Annotated in this window: 13 protein-coding genes; 1 reads left to right on the top strand and 12 read right to left on the bottom strand. The window is 63.6% G+C overall.

Features of this window, described 5'->3' with window-relative positions:
• Positions 1–11 precede the first annotated feature (11 nt).
• From MHX66_RS08740 to MHX66_RS08690, 11 genes are all read right to left on the bottom strand, one after another.
• A complete protein-coding gene (locus tag MHX66_RS08740; RefSeq protein WP_239202309.1) occupies positions 12–1,226 on the bottom strand; it encodes an acetylornithine transaminase in 1,215 nt (404 codons plus the stop codon).
• Complete coding sequence (gene argB, locus MHX66_RS08735; RefSeq protein ID WP_035005705.1) at positions 1,223–2,176, bottom strand: acetylglutamate kinase; 954 nt, start codon at positions 2,174–2,176, stop codon at positions 1,223–1,225. The genes MHX66_RS08740 and argB overlap by 4 nt, the downstream gene beginning before the upstream one ends.
• Before the next feature lie 65 nt (positions 2,177–2,241).
• Positions 2,242–3,459: a bifunctional glutamate N-acetyltransferase/amino-acid acetyltransferase ArgJ gene (argJ, locus tag MHX66_RS08730; protein WP_239202308.1), complete on the bottom strand. Its 1,218-nt coding sequence runs from the start codon at positions 3,457–3,459 to the stop codon at positions 2,242–2,244.
• A gap of 9 nt (positions 3,460–3,468) precedes the next feature.
• Positions 3,469–4,494 (bottom strand): N-acetyl-gamma-glutamyl-phosphate reductase, encoded by a 1,026-nt coding sequence (gene argC, locus MHX66_RS08725; protein ID WP_239202307.1) that lies wholly within the window; start codon positions 4,492–4,494, stop codon positions 3,469–3,471.
• A gap of 63 nt (positions 4,495–4,557) precedes the next feature.
• The gene (gene pheT / locus MHX66_RS08720; RefSeq protein ID WP_239202306.1) at positions 4,558–7,116 is read right to left on the bottom strand and encodes a phenylalanine--tRNA ligase subunit beta; all 2,559 of its coding nucleotides are present in this window, start codon (positions 7,114–7,116) and stop codon (positions 4,558–4,560) included.
• Between the two features lie 78 nt (positions 7,117–7,194).
• The gene (gene pheS / locus MHX66_RS08715; protein ID WP_239202305.1) at positions 7,195–8,250 is read right to left on the bottom strand and encodes a phenylalanine--tRNA ligase subunit alpha; all 1,056 of its coding nucleotides are present in this window, start codon (positions 8,248–8,250) and stop codon (positions 7,195–7,197) included.
• Between the two features lie 85 nt (positions 8,251–8,335).
• Positions 8,336–9,193 carry an RNA methyltransferase gene (locus MHX66_RS08710; protein ID WP_239202304.1) on the bottom strand — a complete coding sequence of 286 codons (858 nt, stop codon included), beginning with the start codon at positions 9,191–9,193 and terminating at the stop codon, positions 8,336–8,338.
• Between the two features lie 125 nt (positions 9,194–9,318).
• Positions 9,319–9,702 carry a 50S ribosomal protein L20 gene (rplT, locus tag MHX66_RS08705; RefSeq protein ID WP_011273437.1) on the bottom strand — a complete coding sequence of 128 codons (384 nt, stop codon included), beginning with the start codon at positions 9,700–9,702 and terminating at the stop codon, positions 9,319–9,321.
• Positions 9,703–9,815: 113 nt separating this feature from the next.
• Positions 9,816–10,010 carry a 50S ribosomal protein L35 gene (gene rpmI, locus MHX66_RS08700; RefSeq protein ID WP_005295736.1) on the bottom strand — a complete coding sequence of 65 codons (195 nt, stop codon included), beginning with the start codon at positions 10,008–10,010 and terminating at the stop codon, positions 9,816–9,818.
• Between the two features lie 32 nt (positions 10,011–10,042).
• Complete coding sequence (gene infC, locus MHX66_RS08695) at positions 10,043–10,564, bottom strand: translation initiation factor IF-3 (RefSeq protein WP_080721354.1); 522 nt, start codon at positions 10,562–10,564, stop codon at positions 10,043–10,045.
• A gap of 757 nt (positions 10,565–11,321) precedes the next feature.
• Positions 11,322–11,534, bottom strand: a complete 213-nt coding sequence (locus MHX66_RS08690; RefSeq protein WP_239202303.1) for a hypothetical protein — start codon at positions 11,532–11,534, stop codon at positions 11,322–11,324.
• Between the two features lie 89 nt (positions 11,535–11,623).
• On the opposite strand from MHX66_RS08690, the gene MHX66_RS08685 reads away from it, so the two are divergent.
• Positions 11,624–13,297, top strand: a complete 1,674-nt coding sequence (locus MHX66_RS08685; protein WP_239202302.1) for a hypothetical protein — start codon at positions 11,624–11,626, stop codon at positions 13,295–13,297.
• Here the strand turns inward: MHX66_RS08685 and uvrA are convergent.
• Positions 13,276–16,122: an excinuclease ABC subunit UvrA gene (gene uvrA, locus MHX66_RS08680; RefSeq protein WP_239202300.1), complete on the bottom strand. Its 2,847-nt coding sequence runs from the start codon at positions 16,120–16,122 to the stop codon at positions 13,276–13,278. The genes MHX66_RS08685 and uvrA overlap by 22 nt on opposite strands.
• Positions 16,123–16,174: the final 52 nt, after the last annotated feature.

Below are 16,174 nucleotides of genomic sequence, written 5' to 3'. Positions count from 1 at the left end.
TCTTTCTGTGGTTACTGGTTCTGCGCGCGGTTGTCGTCCAGCATCTGTCTAATCTTTGTGACGCCCCGCTGCACCTCATCCGCCGAGATATTCAGCGGCGGGACCAGGCGGATCACGTTGGGCTGGGGCTTGTTGATGATCAGCCCGTAGTCCAGCGGATCCAGGTTAAGGGGTGCATCCAGGACGATGCCGAGCATCAGCCCGCGGCCACGGATGGTCTGCACACTCGGGTGGTCGGCCAGGCCGTCGCGGATTGCCTGCGACTGGGTGGCGACGTTGTCCAGCAGGTCCTCGGACTCGATCGTGTCGATGACGGCGTTCGCGGCCGCGCAGACGACGGGGTTTCCGCCGAAGGTGGTTCCGTGCATCCCCTTGGCCAGCAGCTGCGCCTTCGGCAGGGCGAGCGTGGCGCCGATCGGCAGGCCGCCGCCCAGCCCCTTGGCCATGGTGATGACGTCCGGCAGCACCCCGGCCTCGTGCTGGAATCCGAACCACTGGCCGGTACGCCCCATGCCGGCTTGTACCTCGTCGACGACCATAAGGATCTCGTGGGCATCACACAGTTCCCGCACGGCGGCAAGGAAGCCGTCCGGGGCGGGGATCACGCCCGTTTCGCCCTGGATGGATTCCAGGAAGATCGCGGCAGTGTCGTCGTCCGCCATCTCCCGCAGAGCTTCGATGTCGCCGTAGGGGTAGTACTCCACGCCGCCGGGCAGGGGCTTAAAGGGCTCCTGCTTATCCGGCTGGCCGGTCAGGGCGAGGGCGCCCATGGTGCGGCCGTGGAAGCCGCGCTCGGCGGCCAGGATCTTGGTCTTGCCAGTGGCGCGAGCGATCTTGAAGGCAGCCTCGTTGGCCTCGGCGCCGGAGTTGGAGAAGAACACGCGGGCACCGGCCACCGCCTCGGCTGCCTCCCCATTCTGCTCCCCCAGCAGGGCTTTCAGCCGCTCGGCGAGTTTGATCACCTGCGGGTGGGCAAAAAGGTTAGACGTGTGGCTGAGCGTGGCGATCTGATTCGTCACGGCGTCAACAATGGCAGGGTGAGCGTGCCCCAGAGCGTTCACGGCGATGCCGGACAGCAGGTCGAGGTACTCGTTGCCTTCTGCGTCGGTGACGATGGTGCCACGGCCAGAAACCAGCTCGCACGGCGGGGTGCCATAGGTTTCGAACAGCGCGGCATTCCAGTGGCCCTGCCAGTCGCTGGTTGCGTTCTCTAGGTTCTGGGTCATGGGAGATCCTCCCGATAGTTGATGTCGGGGCTGGTGACGTCTTCCCAGCCCGCGGGGCAGATCATGGTGCCGATACCTCCGGTGGTCATCAGCTCCAAGATTACGGAGTGCGGAATACGGCCGTCGATGACGTGCGCGGCCTGCACGCCGCTACGCAGCGCGTCCAGGCAGGCCTCCATCTTCGGCACCATGCCGGAATCCAGGTTGGGCAGCAGGTCGGAGAGCTGCTCCGGGGTCAGGCTGGATACCAGCGATTCCTTGTTCGGCCAGTCGGTGTACAAGCCCTTGACGTTGGTGAGCATCACGAGCCTCTCGGCGCCCAGGGCACCTGCCAGCGCGCCGGCGGCGGTATCTGCGTTGATGTTGTAGATCCGCCCCTGGTCATCCGGTGCGACCGTGGAGACGACGGGGATGCGGCCAGCGTCGATGAGGTCGATCAGGCTTTCGGCGTCGACGTGCTCGATCTGCCCCACGCGGCCCAGGTCGACCTCTTCCCCATCGATCGTGACCTTGCGCTTAGAGGCGGTGAACAGGCCGGCATCCTCGCCCGAGGCGCCGACGGCGTAGGGGCCGTGCTCGTTGATCAGCCCGACCAGCTCACGGCCGACCTTGCCGAACAGCACCATGCGGACGTACTCCATGACCTCCGGGGTGGTCACGCGGAAGCCGCCCTTAAACTCGCCCTCCAGGCCGACGGTCTTCAGCATCTCGTTGATCTGCGGGCCGCCGCCGTGGACTACAACCGGGCGGGCGCCGATGGCGCGCAGGAAGACCATGTCGGCGGCGAAGGCGCGCTTCAGATCCTCGTCGATCATCGCGTTGCCGCCGTACTTCACCACCACGATCTTGTCGCGGTAGTGCAGCAGCCACGGCAGGGCCTCGGCCAGCACATGGCTGCGCATCTCGGGGGTCAGCCCGGTGGTATCGATGGGAGTGTGTTTGGGGTTCATTGGTGCGTTTCCTGGTAAATCCGTTGTGCGGGTGAGCTCTGGGCAAGCTGGGTGAGCTGGATGAACTAGGTGGAGTATTCCGAATTGATCTCCACGTAGGAGTACGACAGGTCGGTCGTCCATACCGTCGCGCGCCCCTCGCCTACGCCGAGGTCCACCTCGACGGCGATGTCGGAGCCGGAAAGGTCTACCGTGCGGGCACCGGGAGCGCCCGTGGAATTGATGCACACCGGGTGTCCGTTGAAGGACACGCTGATGGCCTCCGGGTTCATCTTCACCGGCGCCATTCCTACGGCAGCCAGCACGCGGCCCCAGTTCGGGTCGGAGCCGAACATCGCGCACTTAAACAGGTTGTCGCGGCCGATGACGCGCGCTGCGGTCTGTGCGTCCGCGTCCGTTTCTGCGCCGCCGACGGTGATGGACACTCTCTTTGTGACGCCCTCAGCGTCCGCCTGTAGCTGCATCGCAATATCGAGGCACACCTGGTGGATCGCAGCGTTGAATTCCTCTGCGTCCGGGGTGATGCCGGAAGCGCCGGAGGCCATCAGCAGCACAGTGTCGTTGGTTGAGGTCGCGCCGTCGATGTCGATGCAGTCGAAAGTTGTCGGAGTGGCGCCCGCCAGGGCCTCGTGGGCCATGTCGGCGTTGGGAAGGTGGGCGTCCGTAGTAATAAACACGAGCATCGTAGCCAGCGACGGGGCCATCATGCCGACACCCTTGCCCATGGCGCCGATGGACCAGCCATCGCCGTGGTAGACGGCTTCCTTAGCGACGAGGTCGGTGGTCATGATGGCGCGGGCAGCATCGTTGCCGGCGGTGATGGACTGGTCGAGCTTGAGGGCGAGTTCGTCGACTCCGGCGAGGACCTTATCCATCGGCAGCACATCGCCGATCAGGCCGGTGGAGCACACGGCAACGTCGCCGGGCTGGCATCCCAGCAGATCGGCGGTCTTCTCGGCGGTAACGCGCGCATCCTTGTCGCCTTGGGCTCCGTTGCAGGCGTTGGCGTTGCCGGAATTGACGACGACGGCGCGGAAGGTGCCATCGTTATTCGCCTTGGTGTAGCGAACCGGGGCGGCGGTGACCTGATTGCGGGTGAACATGGCGGCGGCGATGGCATCCGGCCCGTCGTTGCGGATCAGAGCCATATCCGACTTGCCGGAGGGCTTGATCCCCGCCGTCACAGCTGCGGCGCTAAAGCCCTTGGGAACGGTCACGCCGAGGTCCGCGGAGGAGCCTTGGGCAGTGCTGGTATCCGGGTTGTTCTTGTCTGCACTGGTCATAACTGAGAATCAGAGCCCCGTCTGCGGGAGTCCCGCGGTTTCTTCCCAACCGAACATCAGGTTGAGGCATTGGATGGCGGCACCTGCGGTGCCCTTGGTGAGGTTATCGATGGCGCTGGTGGCGATGACCATGCCGTCGGCTACCTCCACTTGGATGTGCACCATGTTGGAACCGACGACGCTCTTCACCTCCGGCTGCTGGCCCTCCGGCAGCAGGTGCAGGAAGGGTTCGTTGGCACAGAACTTCTCGTAGGCGCGGCGGATATCGCTGGCCTGTCCACGCGCGGGGGCGGTGACGGTGGTGAGGATGCCCCGGGTCAGCGGGGCCAGCACCGGGGTGAAGGTCACGTGCACGTCGTCCGAGGAGTAGCCGGGAGCCAGCAGCTCCTCGACGCTCTGCTTGATCTCCGGGGCATGGCGGTGGGTGCCCACGCCGTATGCGCGCAGGTTACCCATGGTCTCCGAGCCCAGCAGGTTCACGGCGGCCTTCTTGCCGGCCCCGGTGGTGCCGGTGACGGAAACCACGCTGATCTGCGGGGCCATCAGGCCGCTAGCAATAGCGGGCATGAGAGCCATCGTGGCGCCGGTCGGGAAGCAACCGGGGGCGGCAACGTAGTTGGTGGCCGCGATCTCTTCCCGGCGGCCAGGCATCTCCGGGATGCCGTAGGTGCGGGTGCCGGCGTGCGGGGTGCCGTAGAAGCGCGCCCAGTGGTTGGCGTTCTTCAGGCGGTAGTCCGCGCCGCAGTCCACGATCTTCATGGATTCCGGAAGATCCAGAGCGGCGGAGACTCCGTGAGGGAGGGCCAGGATTGCAGCGTCGTGCCCGCGGAGAACTTCCTCGGTCGTCTCTTCGAGCACGCGATCCGCCAGGGCGGGCAGTCCCGGGTTGAGTTCGCCGAATCGCGTGCCCGCGTTGGAACCGCCGGTCAGCGAACCGATTTCGAAGTCCACGCCGTAGCCGGGGTGATTCAATAGGAGGCGAAGAGCCTCGCCACCCGCGTACCCGCTGGCGCCTGCTACTGCAATTTTCAACATAGGACGATTCTGCCCTACTGGAACCAAAATTGCAAATTATTCAGGTTTATGGGAATTATGCACTTAGGCGCGAAGCTGTGCGCCCACCTTCTCGGCGGCTGATTGCAGGGCCGCCTCGCGGGACTTGCTGGCCTCTTCCTCCGTCAGAGTACGGTCGGGCGCGCGGAAGCGCAGGCTGAAGGTCAGCGAGCGCTTGCCCTCGCCCAGGGACTCGGAGTGGTAGACGTCGAACAGTCGGATCTCCTCCAACAGCTCGCCAGCGCCAGCGCGCAGGGCATCTTCAACGTCCTGGGCCGGGGTGGCCTCATCAACGACGACCGCGATGTCCTGCAGCACCGCCGGGAATGCAGACAGCACCGGGCGCGGGAAGGTCTCCCTCAGCGGCAGCTCGTCCAGGTTCATCTCCATGGCCACGGTGCGCGGCGGCAGCTCCGCGCGCTCGCAGACCTGCGGGTGCAGCTCGCCTGCGTGGCCAACGACCTTGTCGCCCACCAGAATCTCAGCACAGCGGCCCGGGTGCCACGGCAGGTACTCCGCGTTGCGCACGGTGATATCCACGCCGGCGGCACGGGCGACCACGCGGGCGGATTCGATGGCGTCGGCCGCAGTGAAGGCCTCCGGCTCACCCCAGGTGCCCTGCAGCTGACGGTTACCCGTAGCCACGACCGCAACGTGCAGCGGCTGGGCGGGCAGGGAATCCAGCAGTTCCTGCAGCTCCTCTGCACCCGGGCGCTGCTTCACAGAAGGCATCGGGGAGAACGGCTTATCCGTCTTCGGAACGGATACCTGCTCCACGCCGTAGAGGGCTACGTCGCGCTGACCACGGGTGACGTTGCGGCGGAGGGATTCGATCATGGACGGCAGCAGCGTAGTGCCGATGCAGGCGTAGTCGCTCTCCAGCGGGTTCTGTACCTTCACCGTCAGACGGCGCGGGTCATCCGCTGGCAGGTCCCAGACGTCGAATACGTCGTTGGCGATGAACGGGGTCGGCAGGATCTCTGCGTAACCCGCCCAGGCCAGGGCCTGGCCCACGTTGCGGCGCATCCGCTGGCGTGGGGTGTAGCCGCGGCCAGCCGGGGCGGTCGGGACGATAGAGGGGATGTCCTCCAGGCCCTCCAGGCGCAGAACCTCCTCCACCAGGTCGGCGGGCATCGTCAGATCCGGGCGCCAGGTCGGCGGGGTGACCTCGATCTCGCGGGCCCCGTTGTCGTCGCGGGAGCCGGTCTCGCGCACCTCGCAACCGACCTCCCGCAGGCGGGAAATGGTGGTGCCGTCCGGGTAGATCTTGCCCGCGGTTTTACCCGGCAGGGAGGTGTGAATGGTGATCATCGGCATCTCCGGAACCGCACCGACCAGGGTGCGCCCCTCCTCCACCTCGCCGCCGGCGATGTTCACCAGCAGGGCAACGGCAAAATCCAGCGCGTCCTCGATGATGGCGGCGTCCGTGCCGCGCTCGAAACGGCGGGAGGCCTCGGAGGAAAGCTTGTGGCGGCGGCAGGTGCGGGCCACGGTGATCTGATCCCAGTGCGCGGCCTCGAACAGCACGTTGGTGGTCGCTTCGGAGATCTCGGAGGTCGAGCCACCCATCACGCCAGCCAGCGACTGGATGCCGGACTCGTCGGAAATCACCACGTCCTCAGGATCAAGGGTGCGCTCCACGTCATCCAGCGTGGTCAGCTTCTCCCCCTTCTTCGCCAAGCGAACGTGCAGCTCTCCGGTGACCTTATCCGCGTCGAAGGCGTGCATCGGCTGGCCCAGCAGGAACATCACGTAGTTCGTCACGTCCGTCGCCGGGTTCACGGGGCGCTGGCCGCACAGCATCAGCTCGCGCTGCAGCCACAGCGGGGATTCCGCCTGTGGGTCGATGCCGGTGACCTTGCGCATTCCGAACTTGGAGCACTTCGTATCCTCGTCGACCTTCAGCGCCTGCACCTCACCGTCGGTGCCGGGCAGACCGGCGAAAAGGTCGTTGCGCATCGCCGCCGCTGCCGGATCCTGCGCCGGGTCGCGGAACTGCAGGTCGAAGCTGGACGCCAACTCGCGGGCGAGCCCCCTGGCCGACAGTGCGTAGCCGCGATCCGGGGTGATGTTCACGTCGAAGATGGTGTCCTGCAACCCCAGCAACTCACGCGCATCGTCACCTACCTTGAGGTTGGCGCTGGCCAAATCGGCGTCAGAAATAGTCATGATCCCCGGGTTCTGCTGGCTGGCCAGGCCCACCTCCATCGCAGAACAGATCATGCCCTCGGAGATCTTGCCGTAAGTCTTACGCGCCGAGATCTCGAACGGGCCGGGCAGCACCGTGCCGGGCAGGGCGATGACGACGTTGTCGCCCTCGGCGAAGTTCCGCGCGCCACAGATGATGTGCTGCAGCTCGCCGGTGCCGTTAGCCTTACCGACGTTAACGTCGCAGTAACGGATCGGCTTTTTGAACTCGGTGAGCTCCTCGATCTTTTCGACGCGACCGATCACCAGCGGGCCGGTGGTTTCAGGGATCGCCTCGTACCCCTCGGTCTCGAAGCCAACACGGACGAAGCCGGCGTCGAACTCCTCGGCGCTCACGCTCCACTGCGGGTTGGAGGTCTGCAGGATTCGGGTCAGCCACGACTGGGAAATAAGCATGTTTTCGAAAGATCCTTGATTGGGGCTTTAGATGGGGTGCTCTGGGATGCTCTGTTGCTCTGGGGGTTCTAAGTTTCTCTAGCGGCGCACGCCGAACGGCAGGGTGAAGCGCACATCGCCCTCCACCATGTCGCGCATGTCGGGCAGGCCGTTGCGGAACTGCAGGGTGCGCTCGATGCCCATGCCGAAGGCGAAGCCGGAGTACTCCTCCGGATCCACGCCCGCGGCAATCAGGACGTTCGGATTGACCATGCCGCAGCCGCCCCACTCGATCCAGCCGGCGCCGCCCTTCTTGTCGGCGAACCAGACATCCACCTCTGCGGAGGGCTCGGTGAACGGGAAGTAGTTCGGGCGAATGCGGGTCTTGGCTTCCTCGCCGAACAGCGTCTTGGCCAGGTGGTCCAGCGTGCCCTTCAGGTGCGCCATCGTCAGTCCCTTATCCACGGCCAGGCCTTCGACCTGGTGGAACACGGGGGTGTGGGTGGCGTCCAGCTCATCGGTGCGGAACACGCGACCCGGGCAGGCGATGAATATCGGCAGGTCACGGGAAAGCATCGTGCGCATCTGCACCGGAGAAGTGTGGGTGCGCAGCACCTGGCCAGAACCTTCCGGAGCGATGTGGAACGTGTCCTGCAGCGTGCGCGCGGGGTGGTCTGGGATGAAATTCAGAGAGTCGAAGTTGAAGTACTCGGCCTCGACCTCCGGACCATCGGCGATTTCCCAGCCCATGCCAACGAAGATGTCGGCGATCTGCTCGGACAGGATGGTGATCGGATGCTGGGCGCCGCGCTGGCCGCGGGTGGTCGGCTCGGTGACGTCGATGCGCTCGGCGCGCAGGACTTCCTCATTGCGCTTACGCTCGAGTTCGGCCTTGACCTGGGCGAAGCGCTTTTCGACGCGACCCCGCGCCATATTCACCAGGCGACCAGCGTCCTTGCGCTGATCCTTCGGCAGGCTGCCCAGGCTACGGCGGGCGGCCGGAATGGGGGCATCGTCGCCCAGGTGCTCGCGGCGAGCGGCCGCCAGTTCCTCCAGATTCGCAGCCTCGGCAAAGGCCTTCTCGGCTGCGTCTGCTGCGGCGTTGAGCCCCTGCTCCGAAAGCTCTACCTGGGGAGTGTCCGCGGAATCCGTCACTTCAGTGCGCTCCTCTTTCTACGTGCACGGCTTAACCTCGTTAATAATACCCGGCTGGCCCACTGCCGCACCGAGTTGGGGCTTATCAGTCTTCGACTGCTCCCCCGGCAGCCTCATGCGCCGCCGCTTGGATGCGGGACGATTCATACATGCAGATGGAGGCCGCGGTGGCGAGGTTGAGGGATTCCGCGCGCCCGCGGATCGGGATGGAGACCCGCAGGTCCGCCTCGGCCAGAAGCTCCTCGCCCAGCCCGTGCGCCTCATTGCCGAACAGCCACGCGGTGGGCTTGGTAAGGATCTCCCCCGCATCATCCAGGCTGACCTCACCGTCGGCCGCGGTGGCGAGAATCTGCAGCCCTTGGGCACGCAGCTGACCCAACACGTCCTTCACGTTGGTGGAGCGGGCCACCGGCACGTGGAACAGGGAGCCGGCCGAGGCGCGAGCGGCTTTGCACGACTGCGGGTCGACAGTCTCCCCGGCGAACACCACGGCATCCGCGCCCATGGCATCGGCCACTCGGATCAGGGTACCGGCATTGCCGGGGTCGTTGGTTTCCACTGGGACGCTCACTAGCCGAGGCTGGGGCGTCAATACCTTACCGACAGACCACAACACCGGCTTGCACACGGCAAACAAACCTGTAGTCGTGGCGGTATCAGAAAGGTGCTTGGCCGCCTTGTCCGTGATGTAGTGCACGTAGATATTGAGGTAGCCGGCGGTGCGGATAATCGGCTCGAAACGCTCCGCGGCAGCCAGCGTGACGTACACGTCCGTGGCACTTCCGGTGGCAATGGCGGCCTCTACGCTGTTCTCCCCCTCCACGAGGAAAACCCCCGCCTTCTTGCGCGCAGCCGCCCGGTGAAGCTTGGCTGCGTTGACAATGCGAGGGGTTCTTTCGGTGAAAAGCTCTTGGGCATCCTGCGGGTTCATACCCCACAGCATAATTGACCTAGTTTTCGAACAGGGTCATCTGCTCCTTCGTCCCGTCTGTGACCTCGTGCCCCATACGACAAAACCCCACCCTGGGTATCCAGGATGGGGTGCGCGTTACGCGTTTAGGGCTGGCTTTAGGAAGCAGCCGGTGCGTTAACGTCCTCCGGCAGGGCAGCCTTGGCAGCCTCGCACAGAGCGGTGAATGCGTCGAAGTCGTTGACGGCCAGCTCGGCCAGGTTCTTGCGGTCGACCTCGATCTCGGCCAGGCGCAGACCCTGGATCAGACGGTTGTAGGTCATGCCGTTCTGGCGAGCACCGGCGTTGATGCGCTGGATCCACAGCTTGCGGAACTCGTTCTTACGAGCCTTGCGATCGCGGAACTCGTAAGTCTTGGAGTGGAGCATCTGCTCCTTTGCCTTGCGGTACAGGCGGGAGCGCTGACCACGGTAGCCCTTGGCGGACTTCAGTACTTCGCGACGCTTCTTCTTGGCGTTCACTGAGCGCTTGACACGTGCCACGGTGATACTTCCTTTTCTTTAAGAGTGCGCGCCTCGGGGTCAGCACTTTCACAAGCGCTGTATCCACTCGATGACGCGGTTGGGTGAATAGGGGTGGGAAAGCGGGCTTTAAGTTATGCCTTGCCCAGCAGACGCTTCATGCGCTTGACATCGGCCGGAGCGACGTCCTCGGTGCCCTTCAGGCGACGGGTGCGCTTGGAAGGCTTGCCCTCCAGCAGGTGGCGGCGGTTAGCCTGCTCGCGACGCAGCTTGCCGGAACCGGAGATCTTGATGCGCTTTGCGGCACCCTTGTGAGTCTTCTGCTTCATTGGTGAAAAACCTCTAACAACTAGTTCTGTTACTACTTCTTGCCCTTGCGGACCGGGCCCAGCACCATGGTCATGTTGCGACCGTCTTGCTTGGCACGGGTCTCAACTACGCCGTATTCCTCGACGTCGTTTGCCAGTCGCTCCAGCAACCGGAACCCGAGCTCCGGGCGAGACTGCTCACGCCCGCGGAACATGATCGTGACCTTGACCTTGGAGCCCTTCTGCAGGAAACGAATGACGTTGCCCTTCTTGGTCTCGTAGTCGTGGTCGTCGATCTTCGGACGGAACTTCTGCTCCTTCACCACGGTCTGCTGCTGGTTCTTACGAGCTTCGCGGGCCTTCTGGGCCTGCTCGTACTTGAACTTGCCGTAGTCCATGATCTTTGCCACGGGCGGCTTGGCGTTCGGTGCAACCTCTACAAGGTCGAGGTCAGCTTCATAGGCCAGCTTTCGCGCATCGTCTGTCTTGACGATACCGACCTGTTCGCCGCCTGGACCGACGAGTCGGACCTCAGGGACTCGAATACGGTCGTTGATGCGAGCTTCTGCGCTAATGTGAACTCCTCAGTAGCAGTTTTGGTTAATGTCTTACCGACCCCTGCAGTACTGAAGATCCCCTGTGTTCCCCCACAATCACAGCCACTTTGCGCCAGCGGGAACAACTGCCCTGCATCACGCATTGCACTTCTGGATTCTCATAAACCCATCCGTGCCTGTGGCTACGACCCGAGCCCAACCTCTCAAGGCGGTCTCTAGGTGGGAGAAGGAATCTCCACTTGCAGCCCGTTTCCGTTTGTTTGAGACGAACTTGAGATAAAGCGACTCAAACCGTCGGAACGAGACGGTAGTGCTTGGAAGTATAACAATCGTCCGAGCATTTACCAAAACCAATACTGCGCCCTGGCGCGCCGAATAAGAATAAGCTTTTGAGCCATGAACAACTCTTCTAACGGATCCGCACAGCCCACCAATGACCTCATCAAACGCATCGATGACCTTGCCCGCTCGCAGGCGCAGGCGCAAACGCAGATGTTCGGCATTTTGCGGGAGGTCGCTCTTAATCAACAAAGGCTTTCGCAGGCACAACGAGCCGCTGCTCCTTCTTCTTCCTTAGTGACGCCCCCAGCTTCACCTCCCCCGCGCTCCAAACCGGACTTACAAGCTCCACCGGCTCAGGCTCCACAGAAGCACTCCCCTGCGCTAACTGAACGGTCGGCTAAACGCAAGATAGAGCGGCCTCAGGCTCCCAAGCCTCAGCCCGCACAGCCTCAATCTGCACAACCTCAACCAGCACAGCCTCAGCCTGCACAACCTAAACCCACGCCGGCTCAGCGTCAACAGCAGCCACAACAGGCGCAGCACCACCCGGCGCGCCCTGCACAACCGCCGCGCCAGGAGTTCGCTCCGCCAAAGCAGCAAGCGCCAGCGCGTCCGCAGGCGTCGCGACCTCAGGCACCCCGTCCGCAGGCATCGCAACCTCAGGCTCCGCGTCCGCAGGCATCGCGACCAGCTGCCCCTCAGCCACAGCCCCAACCAGCTGCGAAGCAGCAGGAGCCAAAGGAGCCGAACAAGCTGCAACAGTGGTGGGAAAAGGAGGACCTGGTCACTCGCCTGTTGGCGATCATCGGCGGCTCCATCATGGTTGTCGGCCTCACCTTCCTGGCTCTATTGGCCTATGCTTCCGGAATCCTTACTCCGGAGGGAGCGGTGATTCTCGCTGCGGTGATCTGTGGCGGTTTGGCCGTGACGTCGACAATCGTGCACAAGAAGCAACCAGACGGAGTGAGCTCCTCGGCGCTATTGATAGTTGCCACACTGGGCGGTTTGGCGGACCTCTGGGTCGCGGTGTTCAACCTGGGATGGTTCGGCGAGGCGCTCGGTAGCGTGCTGACGGTGGTCATATGTGCCGTCTCTTTGGCACTGGCATATGCCTGGAAGAAGGAAGTTCTCGCGGTGGTCGTCACCGCCTTTGCGCCTCTGTTCATCCTGCCGGCGGCAGCGAACTTCCTCTCCATGTTCCCCGCCGACCAGGCAGTGCAACGCGAAATCCACAATGGTTACTTCGCTGGCAGCTTGATCGCCGCCGCTATCTGCGGCTTCGCAGCCCGTTGGGGCCGCCCGTGGTTCAAGCTTCAGACCACCGCGACCATTACTTACATCTGCGCGATGCTGCTGAGTGCACCCTTCATACTTACGACGTTCCTGCTCGGCGTGGTGGGCTTCGCGCTCGTGACGATTATCAGCTTCGTCCCACCGTTTGCATCCCGCCAACTTCACCTCAGCGGCGTAGTTGCCGTGGTGATCATTCCGTCGGTGTGCCTGTTGTCCAGCAATTCCTGGGCGGCCGTCGCCTTTATCTCCCTAGTAACTGCGTGCGCATACATCATCGCTCGCGTCAACGGCGGCATCTTCCAAGCGGACTTCCAGATTCCAGGAACAGAACCGCTTCCACCACAGCTGGCCAACGCGTTCGCTTTCATAATCTCCGCCGGTACTCTCCCCATTGTCTTCATCATCCGCTTCTTCCAGTGGTACGCATTGGATTCTGAACTACGGCATTCCCCCGCTGAGGCCTCGGCGTTTGGCTACGGGAGCATCATCGTCGCTGTGGGGCTGCTGCTATACACCGCAGCCGTTGTGTGGGGATTGCCGCGGATGCCTAAGAATGTCGCATGGATCTCGCTAATGTGCTCTTTCCTAGCGGTGTTCACCTACGCACCGCGCAGCTGGGTCGGGGCGGATAGCATGCGTGTGCCGGACTCGGCGATCGTCCTGGTAGTCAGCCTCGCGCTAGCGGTGGCGCTTCTGTATCGCCACCAATACCTCCTCGAGACCGGCCTGCGCGGAATCGCTGGACGCGAAATTCCGGGTAAGCAGTCCAACTCGGAAGTGACGATGTTGGTTATCGGCGTAGTCACCCTTGTGCTCGCCTCCTCCGCAATCCCTGCCGTCGCTATGGCTATCTCCACCACGAAGCTGTCATTCATGGTGGCGCACGTGCTGATCTCCGTCAGCTGGATGTTGGGCGCCGTGTACCTGCTGTACCGCAACAACTCCAAGCCCGGCCTTATGCTGGCGATCATCGCCACCGCCAAGCTTGTCTTCTACGACCTGTCCGTCCTCGGTGGCCTTGTGCAGGCTCTGGCGTTCCTCATCTGCGGCATGGTGCTACTGGTTGCCGCTGTCACCCGCGAGAAGCCCAACAAGACTCCCCCGCAGCCGCCGATGCAGCGACAGGCTCAGCAGCCGCAGCCGCCGATGCAGGATCAGAGCATGGATCGCAGGTAGCGGCCGGTGTGGGAATCCTCCACCTCCGCAACCTGCTCCGGGGTACCCTCGGCAACAACGGTGCCGCCGCCGGAGCCGCCCTCCGGCCCCATGTCCACAATCCAGTCGGCAGCCTTGATGACGTCCAGGTTGTGCTCGATGATGAACACGCTATTGCCCTTGTCCACGAGCCCCTGGATCACCAGCATCAGCTTGCGGATGTCCTCGAAGTGCAGGCCGGTGGTCGGCTCGTCGAGGATGTACACCGTCCGGCCGTTGGAACGCTTCTGCAGCTCGGCGGCCAGCTTCACGCGCTGTGCCTCACCACCGGACAAGGTGGTGGCCGCCTGACCCAGGCGGACGTACCCCAGGCCCACATCCACCAGGGTGTTCAGGTAGCGGGAAATCGAGGTGACGGGCTCGAAGAACTCCGCTGCCTCGGAAATCGGCATGTCCAGCACCTCGGCGATGGACTTGCCCTTGTAGTGAACCTCCAGCGTCTCGCGGTTGTAGCGAGCGCCCTCGCAGACTTCGCAGGGCACGTACACGTCTGGCAGGAAGTTCATCTCGATCTTCAGCGTGCCATCGCCGTGGCAGGCCTCGCAGCGCCCGCCCTTGACGTTGAACGAGAACCGGCCCGCGGTGTAGCCACGCACCTTCGCCTCAGTCGTCTCGGCGAATAGCTTGCGGATCTTGTCGAACACGCCCGTGTACGTAGCCGGGTTGGATCGCGGAGTGCGGCCAATCGGGCTCTGATCCACCTGCACCAGCTTGTCCAAGTGCTCCGTGCCCGTGATTTTCTTGTGGTGTCCCGGCACCTGGCGCGCCTTGTTCAGGGTGTTGCTCAGAGACTTCGCCACGATGCCGTTGATCAGGGAAGACTTACCGGAGCCCGACACACCAGTGATCAGCGTCAGCACGCCCAGCGGCAGAGTGACGTCCACGTTCTTCAGGTTATTTTCCTGGGCGCCGTGTACCGTCAGCACCCGGTCCTTATCGATCGGGCGGCGCTTCTCCGGGACAGCCAGCACCCTTTCACCGGACAGGTACTGGCCGGTCAAGGAATCCTTCGCCTCGAGGATGCCCTTGGGCTCGCCCTGGTAGACAATCTCGCCGCCGTACTCGCCGGCACGCGGACCAATATCCACCAGCCAGTCGGCCGTGCGGATCGTGTCCTCGTCGTGCTCCACCACGATCAGGGTGTTGCCCAGATCGCGCAGGTGCTGCAGAGTGCGGATCAGCCGCTCGTTATCGCGCTGGTGCAGGCCGATTGAAGGCTCATCCAGCACGTACAGCACGCCCGCCAGACCGGAACCAATTTGCGTAGCCAGGCGGATGCGCTGGGCCTCACCGCCGGAAAGCGTGCCCGCGGAGCGGGACATCGACAGGTAGTTCAGGCCAACGTCCAGCAGGAACTTCAGGCGCGCCTGGATCTCCCGCAGAACTGCCCCGGCAATCATCTCCTCGCGCTTGCTTAGAGAAAGGTTGTCGAGGAAGCTGCTGGCGTCCGCAATAGAAAGATCAGAGACCTCGGCGATGGAGAGTTCCTGCTCGCCCGAGGCAATAGTTACGGCCAGAACTTCCGGCTTCAGGCGCGTGCCGTCGCACGTCGGGCAGGCGACCTCACGCATGTAGCTGCGGTAGCGCTCCTTGGACCAGTCGGAATCGGTCTGGTCGAGCTTGCGCTTCAGGAAGGGCATCACGCCTTCGAAGGGCGCGTTGTACGTGCGCGAACGGCCGTAGCGGTTGCGGTAGCTGACCTTGATCTGCGTCTTGTGGCCGTTCAGGATGGCCTTGCGGTGGGTGGCCTTCAGGTCCTTCCACGGGGACTTCGGGTCGAAGCCCATCGCCTCGCCCAGCGCGTTGATCAGCTTGGTGAAGTACTTGCTGTTCGGGCTGGACGACCACGGCGCGATCGCGTCGACCACGGCTGCGTCCTCGTCCGGAATCACCAGCTTCTCGTCTACCTCCAAGCGCGTGCCCAGGCCGTCACAAGCAGGGCAAGCACCGTAGGGCGAGTTAAAGGAGAACGTGCGCGGCTCCAACTCGTCCAGCTGGATCGCGTGACCATTCGGGCAGGCCATCTTCTCGGAGAAGCGGCGCGTGCGGTGCGGGTCGTCGTCCGGCAAGCCCACGAAGTCCAGGACCACGATCCCATCGGCCAGCTGCAGAGCGGTCTCGATCGAGTCGGTCAGGCGCTGCTTCTGGGATTCCTTCACCTGCAGGCGGTCCACCACCACGTCGATGTCGTGCTTGACCTGCTTCTCTAGCGTCGGCGGGTCAGACAGCTGGTACACCGCCCCGTCGACCTGCACGCGGGAGTAGCCCTGTGCGGCCAGGTCCTCGAAGAGGTCCACGAACTCGCCCTTTCGGGTGCGCACCACCGGCGCGAGCACCTGGAACTTCAGTCCCTGCTCCATCGCCAGGATCTGGTCCACGATCTCCTGCGGGGTCTGCCGCTGGATCACACCGCCGCACTCCGGACAGTGCGGAATGCCGGTGCGGGCGTACAGCAGGCGCAGGTAGTCGAAGATCTCGGTTACCGTGCCGACGGTCGAGCGCGGGTTGCGGTTCGTGGACTTCTGGTCGATGGACACCGCCGGGGACAGCCCCTCGATCAGCTCCACGTCCGGCTTATCCATGCGCCCGAGGAACATGCGCGCATAGGAGCTCAAAGATTCGACGTACCGGCGCTGGCCTTCTGCGAAAATGGTGTCGAAGGCTAGGGAGGATTTGCCCGAGCCGGACAGCCCTGTAAACACGATCATCTTGTCGCGCGGCAGGTCGATATCCACGCCCTTGAGGTTGTGTTCGCTGGCTCCACGGACAATCAGCTGATCGGCCACTATTCACTCCTTATTTGTTGAAGCATCAACCCTGCTAGTCTACGCCATCGCC

The organism is Corynebacterium sp. ACRPH, assembly GCF_022347285.1.
Taxonomy (GTDB): domain Bacteria; phylum Actinomycetota; class Actinomycetes; order Mycobacteriales; family Mycobacteriaceae; genus Corynebacterium.
This window is presented reverse-complemented; position numbering and strand designations above follow the sequence as displayed.

Excerpts from the sequence above, each read along its gene's own strand:
- MHX66_RS08740 (WP_239202309.1), bottom strand. The coding sequence starts at position 1,226 with ATGACCCAGAACCTAGAGAACGCAACCAGCGACTGGCAGGGCCACTGG.
- argB (WP_035005705.1), bottom strand. The coding sequence starts at position 2,176 with ATGAACCCCAAACACACTCCCATCGATACCACCGGGCTGACCCCCGAG.
- argJ (WP_239202308.1), bottom strand. The coding sequence starts at position 3,459 with ATGACCAGTGCAGACAAGAACAACCCGGATACCAGCACTGCCCAAGGC.
- argC (WP_239202307.1), bottom strand. The coding sequence starts at position 4,494 with ATGTTGAAAATTGCAGTAGCAGGCGCCAGCGGGTACGCGGGTGGCGAG.
- pheT (WP_239202306.1), bottom strand. The coding sequence starts at position 7,116 with ATGCTTATTTCCCAGTCGTGGCTGACCCGAATCCTGCAGACCTCCAAC.
- MHX66_RS08710 (WP_239202304.1), bottom strand. The coding sequence starts at position 9,193 with ATGCTGTGGGGTATGAACCCGCAGGATGCCCAAGAGCTTTTCACCGAA.
- rpmI (WP_005295736.1), bottom strand. The coding sequence starts at position 10,010 with ATGAAGCAGAAGACTCACAAGGGTGCCGCAAAGCGCATCAAGATCTCC.